Here is an 8,047-nt window from a genome sequence, read left to right as displayed (position 1 = left end):
CGGACCGCCCTGAAGAGGGCTAAAGCTCCGCGACGGAAAGCCCCCTTCAGGGCGGTCCGGCGGTCCGGGTTGGGGGTTACGGTACTCCTTCTGCTCTGCCTCGCGCAAGCACAGGCGCAGGATACAGTGCGTTACGTCGGCACTACGCTGTCGAATGTCGATTATCACCACGGGCAGTTAAGTCCGGCGGTGGGCGTGCATAACGTGCAGGCGTTTCGGGCCAATCGCGAGCATGCTGAACTGGCGGGCGGCACCAACTGGACCTATAACCACGCGCCGATGCTGACGTACTGGAACAATACGTTCTACCTGCAATACCTCAGCAACCCCGTCGGTGAGCACGTGCCGCCCGGCCAAACGCTGCTGCTGACCTCGAAAGACGGCTATAGCTGGACAAACCCGACGATCATTTTTCCGCCCTATAAACTGCCCGACGGCTGGAAAAAAGAAGGTCGGCCGGAGGTGGCGAACGATCTGTACGCGGTGATGCATCAGCGAATGGGCTTCTTCGTGGCGAAAAACAAGCGCCTGCTCACGCTCGGTTTCTACGGCATCGTGATGGGACCGAAAGACGACCCCAACGACGGCAACGGCATTGGCCGGGTGGTGCGCGAAGTGTACGTAGATGGCAAATGCGGCCCGATCTACTTCATCCGGCATAACTCGTCGTGGGACAGTAAGAAATCGACGTACCCATTCTACACGACTGCGAAAGATAAAGCATTCGTGGCCGCTTGCGATGAGTTGCTGGCGAATCCGCTGATGATGCAACAGTGGGTGGAAGAAGCCGACCGCAACGACCCGCTGATTTTGCTGAAACGGGAAGTGAAAGCATTCAGTTACTACCACCTGCCCGATAATCGGGTGGTGGGTTTGTGGAAACACGCGCTGACCAGCATTAGCCCGGACGGGGGGAAGTCGTGGCTGTACAATCCTCTCCGGGCACCGGGTTTCGTGAACAGCAACGCCAAAATCTGGGGGCAGAAAACGTCGGATGGGCAGTACGCAACGGTGTATAATCCGTCGGAGTTTCGCTGGCCGTTAGCGATTTCGACGAGTAAAGACGGGCTGAATTACACCAACCTGCTGCTGGTCAATGGCGAGATTTCATCGTTGCGCTACGGGGGTGCCTATAAGTCGTATGGGCCGCAGTATGTGCGTGGCATTGAGGAGGGAAACGGCACGCCGCCCGACGGCAAGCTGTGGGTGACCTACAGCATGAACAAGGAAGATATCTGGGTGTCGAGCATTCCGGTTCCGGTTACTGACGAGGTGAAAACGCACGCCAACGAGGTGTTTGCCCAACTGCCCGCCGGTAACGAACTGGCGATGTGGAACACGTACAGCCCCTTGCAGGCCACGGCCAGGATAGAGGCTATTTCTGGGTCGAAAGCCCTGGTTTTGAGGGATAAAGACCGATTCGACTACGCCAAAGCCGAGCGCGTCATTCCCGACTCGAAACGCCTGACGGTCGAGTTTTCGATCGTACCGCAACAGGCCAATGCAGGTACGTTGCAGATCGAGTTTCAGGACGCCAGAGGCAACGCCGCCGTTCGGCTGATGTTCGATGCCGACAGTGTGTTCAAAGCCAAAGTCGGCTACCGTGATTCGGGGATTCAGAAGTACGAGGCCGGCAAACAGTACGATGTCCGCATCGAGTTGGACCGCGATAAACGCATGTTCACCGCCGTTGTGAACGGACAGTCGAAGGGAACGAAGCTGTTTTTCGCCCCCGTGGCGTCGTTCCGGCGTGTGGTGTTCAGAACGGGCGGCGTCCGTCGTTTCCCCGATGCCGATACCCCGACTGACCAGACCTACGACCTGCCGAATGCGGGTGAACAGGATGCTGAAGCCGTGTTTGTGATCAAGTCGTTCAAAACCAGTGCGCCAACCCAACAGCCTGACTAACGTCAGTAGACTACGTACCCAATGACCAACCGACTGGCCATACTGCTGCTCACCCTCTGCCTGTCAGCGCCTCTGAAGGCCGAGATCGTTCTGCCCCGTATTCTGGGGCATAACATGGTGTTGCAACGGGATAAGCCATTGACGATCTGGGGAAATGCGGGTGTTGGCGAGCCGGTGACCGTTCAGTTTTCCGGGCAAACGCAGACGGCAACGACCGATGCGGCGGGCCACTGGAGCGTGACCCTGAAGCCCTTGAAAGCCTCGAACGTACCGGCCGAACTGGTGATTTCGGGTACGAACACCATCCGGCTACAGAACATCCTGGTGGGTGAAGTGTGGCTCTGTTCGGGCCAGTCGAACATGGAGTATACCATGCGGAAAAACAGTAGAGTGAAGCGCGGTACAGCCACGCAACTGGTTGACGGACACGATCCGGTCGACGAACTGGAGTACGCGAAAAACCCGCAGATCCGACTCTTTCTGGTGAATCGGAAAGAGCTGGCCAAGCCTGACCCGGGGCATCGCGGCTGGAACATCGCGGCCGATTCGGCGTTGCGGTCGTTCTCGGCCCCGGCTTATTTCTTCGCCAGGGAATTACAACAGAAACTGAACGTACCTGTTGGCGTCATTTCGTCGGCCATTCCCGGCAGTCGCATCGAGCCGTGGATTTCGGAAGCGGCTTTTCAGGCCGATGCGTATTACAGCGGCAATAAAGTAGAGGGTGAGCCGGGAAAATTCTACGAGCCGATGATTCGTCCGCTGGTGCCGTTTGCGCTCAGAGGGTTTCTCTGGTATCAGGGCGAAACGAACTGTTTCCTGAAAGAGACCATCACTTATGCGCACAAGATGCAGACGCTTATCGGCAGTTGGCGCAGTGCGTGGAACGACCCGACGATGCCGTTTTACTATACCCAACTCGCGCCCTTCCGGTATTCGGACTCAAAAGGGAAGGTAGTGCTGACGAAAGAGACCTTACCCGAATTCCGTGAGGCGCAGGAACTGGTGCTGACCCTCCCCCAAACCGGCATGATCACCACCACCGATCTGGCCGATAGTCTGTCGGATATTCACCCGCCGTTTAAGTGGGAGATTGGCCGACGGCTGGCGTTGCTGGCCCTGGTGAATGCCTACGGCAAGAAAAAGCTGGTGGCCGAAGGGCCTGTATTCGCGAAAATGAACGTGACCGATCAGGCCGTTACCCTGTATTTCACGCACACAGGCAGCGGTTTAATCAGCAAAGACGGGTTGCCGCTGACGGGATTCTCCCTTGCCGGGAAGGACGGGGTTTTCGTGCCGGCAATAGCCCGGATTGAGAAAAAAACGGTCGTGGTGTCGGCGGTGAACGTACCTGAGCCGGTAGCCGTGCGCTTCGGGTGGGACGAGGCCGCGCAACCGAATCTGTACAATAGGGAAGGCTTACCGGCCCGTCCGTTCCGCACCGACAACCCGCTCACCGGCCAGTTGACAAGTGGCAGTCTGACCGGGCCAAACACGGTGAAAGCCGCGAAACTATGAAGGCTATTCACGTCCTACTTATCCTGCTGCTGGTCTGTACTTCTGCCGTTTTCGGCACGGATGGGGTGGGTGTGACTGTGCAACGGGTACGTTGCGAAACCCTGACAAATCCTGAAGGTATCGACGCAACCCGGCCCCGGCTGAGTTGGGAGATTACGGGCACGACACGCGCTATTGAGCAAACGGGGTATCAGATTCTGGTGGCTTCGAGCGAAGAAAAACTGGCCGCCAGTACCGGCGATCTGTGGGATTCGGGCAAGGTATCATCTGATCAAAGTATTCAGGTGGCTTACGCGGGGAAGGCGCTGAAAAGTGGCACGCGCTGCTTCTGGAAAGTCAACGTCTGGACGAATCAGGGCGAGACCGGCTGGAGCAAGTCGGCCTACTGGAGCATGGGTTTGTTGAACTACCTCGACTGGAAAGGCCGCTGGATTGGCCTCGACCGGGCTTTTGCCTGGGATACTGAAACAACCTTTTCCCGACTATCAGCTCGGTATTTTCGTAAAGAATTTGTGGCGAAAAAGCCGATCCGGCACGCTACCGCCTACATCATTGGCCTGGGGCTGTACGAACTCTACCTCAACGGGCAGAAGGTGGGCGACCAGGTGCTGGCCCCGTGCCCAACCGATTATACGCAGGGTGTCACATACAACACCTTCGACGTGACGAAGCTGCTCACAAGCGGCCAGAACGCCATCGGCACGGTGCTGGGCAACGGGCGGTATTACGCCATGCGGCAGGCGTATAAACCGTACAAGATCAAGACGTTCGGCTATCCAAAGTTGCTATTGAACCTGGTCGTCACCTACACCGATGGCACGAAGGACGTGATCACCACCGACGATTCGTGGAAGGTGACCGCCGATGGTCCCATTCGGACCAATAATGAATATGACGGCGAAGAGTACGATGCTACGAAGGAACTGACAGGCTGGAACCGGGTCGGTTTCGACGATAAAAGCTGGCCCAAAGCAGAGTTCGTGCAGGAGCCCGGCGGTACGTATGAAGCGCAGATGAACGAGAACATGAAGGTGATGCAGACCATCAGGCCAATCTCGATCAAACTATTGAAGCCCAATACGTACCTGCTCGACCTGGGGCAAAACATGGCCGGCTGGGTACGTATGCGGGTGAAAGGTGCCAGAGGAACCGCCGTTACACTGCGTTTTGCCGAGTCGCTGCAAGCCAGTGGCGAGCCATTTACCCGCAACCTCCGTGATGCCAAAGTGACGGACGTTTATACACTGAAAGGCGGTGGACTGGAGACCTGGGAGCCGACGTTTGTGTACCACGGCTTCCGGTACGTCGAAATCACCGGCTTCCCCAGTGTGCCGACGATCAACGATTTCGATGGGCGGGTGGTCTACGATGCTATTCCAACGACAGGTACGTTCAGCTCGTCGAACAGTACGCTGAACCAGATTCATAAAAACGCGTACTGGGGTATTCTCAGCAATTACAAAGGCATGCCGGTCGACTGTCCACAGCGAAACGAACGGCAACCCTGGCTGGGTGACCGCAGCACGGGCGCCTACGGCGAAAGCTTCCTCTTCGATAACAGTCGGCTGTATGCCAAGTGGTTAACAGATATTGAACAGGCACAAAAAGCCGATGGCAGTATTCCCGACGTGGCCCCGGCGTTCTGGCGATATTATGGCGATAACGTAACCTGGCCGGGTACGTACCTGCAGGTGGCCGACATGTTGTATCGTCAGTTTGGCGATGTGGAATCGATTCGAAAGCACTACCCGTCCATGAAAAAATGGATGGACTACATGGCCGACCGCTACACGACCGACGGGCTGGTAACGAAAGACAAATACGGCGACTGGTGCGTGCCCCCTGAGTCGAAAGAGTTGATTCACGCCAAAGATCCCGCCCGGCAAACGGCGGGTGAATTGCTGGCCTCGGCCACGTATATCCGGTTGCTAGTGGTGATGCAGCAGTTTGCGCAGTTATTGAACAAACCCGACGAGGCAAAAGCGTTTGGCGGGATAGCAGCGGAAATGAAAACGGCCTTCAACCGGAAATTCCTGAACGGCGAAACAGCCCATTACAGCAACAACACGGTAACAGCCAACCTGCTGCCGCTGGCCTACGACATCGTGCCCGAAGCGGCTAAAAATCAGGTATTTGCCGGCATCGTTGATAAAATTGTGAACGAAAATCAGGGACATATCAGCACGGGCGTGATCGGTACGCAATGGCTCATGCGCGGCCTGTCGGCCAATGGTCGTGCTGATCTGGCGTATCAGATTGCGTCGAACCGCGATTATCCGAGTTGGGGCTACATGGCCGAAAACGGGGCGACTACGATCTGGGAGTTATGGAACGGCAACACGGCCAATCCCGAAATGAACTCGGGCAACCACGTCATGCTGCTCGGCGATCTGCTGATCTGGTATTACGAAAACCTGGCGGGCATCAAATCGGCCCCCGACGCGCCCGCTTTCAAAAAAATCGTGATGAAACCCGATCTGGTCAACGGGCTCGATTTTGTGAAGGCATCCTACCAGTCGTTGCATGGGGTGATTACGTCAGACTGGACCCGGAAAGCCGGTCAGTTTTCCTGGACAATCAGCATTCCTGCCAACACGAAAGCACTGGTGTACATGCCCGCCACGTCAGCCGATCTGGTTAGTGAAAGCGGTAAACAGGCCGCGAAAGCAGACGGTGTATCGTTTGTCCGAATCGAACATGGAAAAGCCGTCTTCGAAGTCGGCTCAGGTACGTATCAATTCATGTGTAAGCTCTAACGCTCATTTCTTATGAAAAACGTAGTCAATACCTGCCTAGTCATTGCAACCCTGCTAGCCACTTCAGTTGCTTTTTGTCAGGGGCAGCCAGTGCAACCAGCATCGGCTATTGATGCCAACGTGAAAGCAGATAATGAACTAGGCAAAAAGGCCTCTGAATGGATCGGTTCACTGAATCTGAACGATGCTGAGAAAGAAAAACGCCTGACCGATGTGGTGGCCACTCATTTGAACGCCATTCGCGATTGGCACAATGAGCACCCGGCGAGCACCGTTCCGGCGGGCATCAACCCGCTGACGGGTAACCCATTGACAGAGCTGGATCGACAGGTGATTGCTGACTCGGCCATTCCGAAAAATGTGCATCAGGCGTTGATGACCGGCTTGCAGAAAGACCTCGATAAACAGCAGGTCAACGCCGTGCTCGACAAATACACGATTGGTAAAGTGGCATTCACGATGGCGGGCTACAAAGCAATTGTGCCCAATATGACGGCGCAGGAGGAGGAAACGATTCTTGGCTACATGGAGCAGGCCCGCGAGCAGGCCGTCGACTACAAAAGCATGAAAGAGATTTCGGCCATCTTCGAGATCTACAAAACGAAATCGGAGCAATACCTGAACGCCAACGGCCGCAACTGGCGCGAGATGTACAGCGCCTACACCGCCGCCGCCAAAGCGAAGAAAGCCGCCGAGAAGAAGCAGGCAACAAATTGATATGATCAAACAGACACTACTACTCACCCTTCTAACCAGCCTTACCCTGTTCGGTATGGCGTCGGCGCAGTTGGCCAAATGGCAAACCGGGTTGCTCGTCGACGAATTTGTGGTGGATCAACCGCCATTCCCGGAAAGTCACGCGGCGACGATTGCCGAGACGTCGACCGGGCTGGTGTCGGCCTGGTTTGGGGGTACGAAAGAGCGCAACCCGGATGTGTGTATCTGGGTGAGTCGGCAGGAAAATGGTCGGTGGACGGCCCCGCAGAACGTCGCGAATGGCATTCTCAGCGATTCGGTCCGCTACGCCTGCTGGAACCCGGTGCTGTACCAGATTCCGAAGGGCGAGTTGATGCTGTTTTACAAGATTGGCCCAAGCCCATCGAAGTGGAAAGGCTGGCTGAAAACTTCACCCGACGGGGGACGTACCTGGTCGGCGGCAAAACCACTGCCCGAAGGTTATATCGGTCCCGTAAAAAACAAGCCGGTGTTATTGGCCAACGGTAACCTGATTTGCCCCACGAGTACCGAAGGTGATGGCTGGAAGATCCACTTCGAAATGACGCCGGACTTCGGCAAAACGTGGCGAAAAGTCGGGCCGATCAATGATGGTAAAACGCTGAACGCTATCCAGCCGAGCGTGCTGACCTACGGAAACGGGAAGCTACAGATACTGGCCCGTAGCCGGGACAGGGCTGTCGAAGAATCATGGTCGACGGATAATGGCGAAACCTGGTCACCGTTGGCGAAAACGTCGTTGCCCAACAACAACTCCGGCACTGATGCTGTGACACTCAGGGATGGGCGGCAGGTGCTGGTGTACAACCACGTGTTGCCGCCGGGTACGTTGGCAAAAGGGCCACGCACGCCGCTGAATCTGGCCGTTTCAAACGATGGTCAGCATTGGTCGGCGGCGATGATTATCGAAGATTCGCCCATCAGTCAGTACTCGTATCCGTCGATCAGTCAAACGAACGACGGGCTGATCCACGTGATCTACACCTGGCGTCGGCAAAAGATCAAACACGCGGTGATTGACCCGAAGAAACTGAAATTAATACCGATTAGCGACGGCGTTTGGCCCGCTTTGGCGGGCTACACGGCACCAGTGGCCACGGAGATGACAAAGGATTGATTGACTTAGGGGCATA

General features: G+C 56.1%; 5 protein-coding genes. All 5 read left to right on the top strand.

Annotated features, from left to right (window positions below):
* Nucleotides 1-9 precede the first annotated feature (9 nt).
* From ACAW75_RS21035 to ACAW75_RS21015, 5 genes are read left to right on the top strand one after another with little or no spacing between them, the layout of a single operon-like run.
* Nucleotides 10-1,908: a sialidase family protein gene (locus tag ACAW75_RS21035; RefSeq protein WP_370730727.1), complete on the top strand. Its 1,899-nt coding sequence runs from the start codon at nucleotides 10-12 to the stop codon at nucleotides 1,906-1,908.
* 21 nt (nucleotides 1,909-1,929) lie between these two features.
* Nucleotides 1,930-3,423, top strand: coding sequence for a sialate O-acetylesterase (locus ACAW75_RS21030; protein ID WP_370730723.1), 1,494 nt, complete (start codon nucleotides 1,930-1,932; stop codon nucleotides 3,421-3,423).
* Nucleotides 3,420-6,179 (top strand): glycoside hydrolase family 78 protein, encoded by a 2,760-nt coding sequence (locus ACAW75_RS21025; protein WP_370730722.1) that lies wholly within the window; start codon nucleotides 3,420-3,422, stop codon nucleotides 6,177-6,179. Before ACAW75_RS21030 ends, ACAW75_RS21025 begins: the two co-directional genes overlap by 4 nt.
* 12 nt (nucleotides 6,180-6,191) lie before the next feature.
* Nucleotides 6,192-6,896 carry a DUF3826 domain-containing protein gene (locus tag ACAW75_RS21020; protein WP_370730721.1) on the top strand — a complete coding sequence of 235 codons (705 nt, stop codon included), beginning with the start codon at nucleotides 6,192-6,194 and terminating at the stop codon, nucleotides 6,894-6,896.
* 1 nt (nucleotide 6,897) lies between these two features.
* Nucleotides 6,898-8,031, top strand: coding sequence for a sialidase family protein (locus tag ACAW75_RS21015; protein WP_370730720.1), 1,134 nt, complete (start codon nucleotides 6,898-6,900; stop codon nucleotides 8,029-8,031).
* Nucleotides 8,032-8,047 lie beyond the last annotated feature (16 nt).

The sequence above is a fragment of the Fibrella arboris genome (genome assembly GCF_041321095.1).
Classification (GTDB): Bacteria; Bacteroidota; Bacteroidia; order Cytophagales; family Spirosomataceae; genus Fibrella; species Fibrella arboris.
The sequence above is the reverse complement of the archived record's forward strand: the minus strand, read 5'-3'. Positions and strand labels throughout refer to the sequence as shown.

Coding starts and splice junctions, on each gene's coding strand:
- ACAW75_RS21030 (WP_370730723.1), top strand. CDS start 1,930: ATGACCAACCGACTGGCCATACTGCTGCTCACCCTCTGCCTGTCAGCG.
- ACAW75_RS21025 (WP_370730722.1), top strand. CDS start 3,420: ATGAAGGCTATTCACGTCCTACTTATCCTGCTGCTGGTCTGTACTTCT.
- ACAW75_RS21020 (WP_370730721.1), top strand. CDS start 6,192: ATGAAAAACGTAGTCAATACCTGCCTAGTCATTGCAACCCTGCTAGCC.
- ACAW75_RS21015 (WP_370730720.1), top strand. CDS start 6,898: ATGATCAAACAGACACTACTACTCACCCTTCTAACCAGCCTTACCCTG.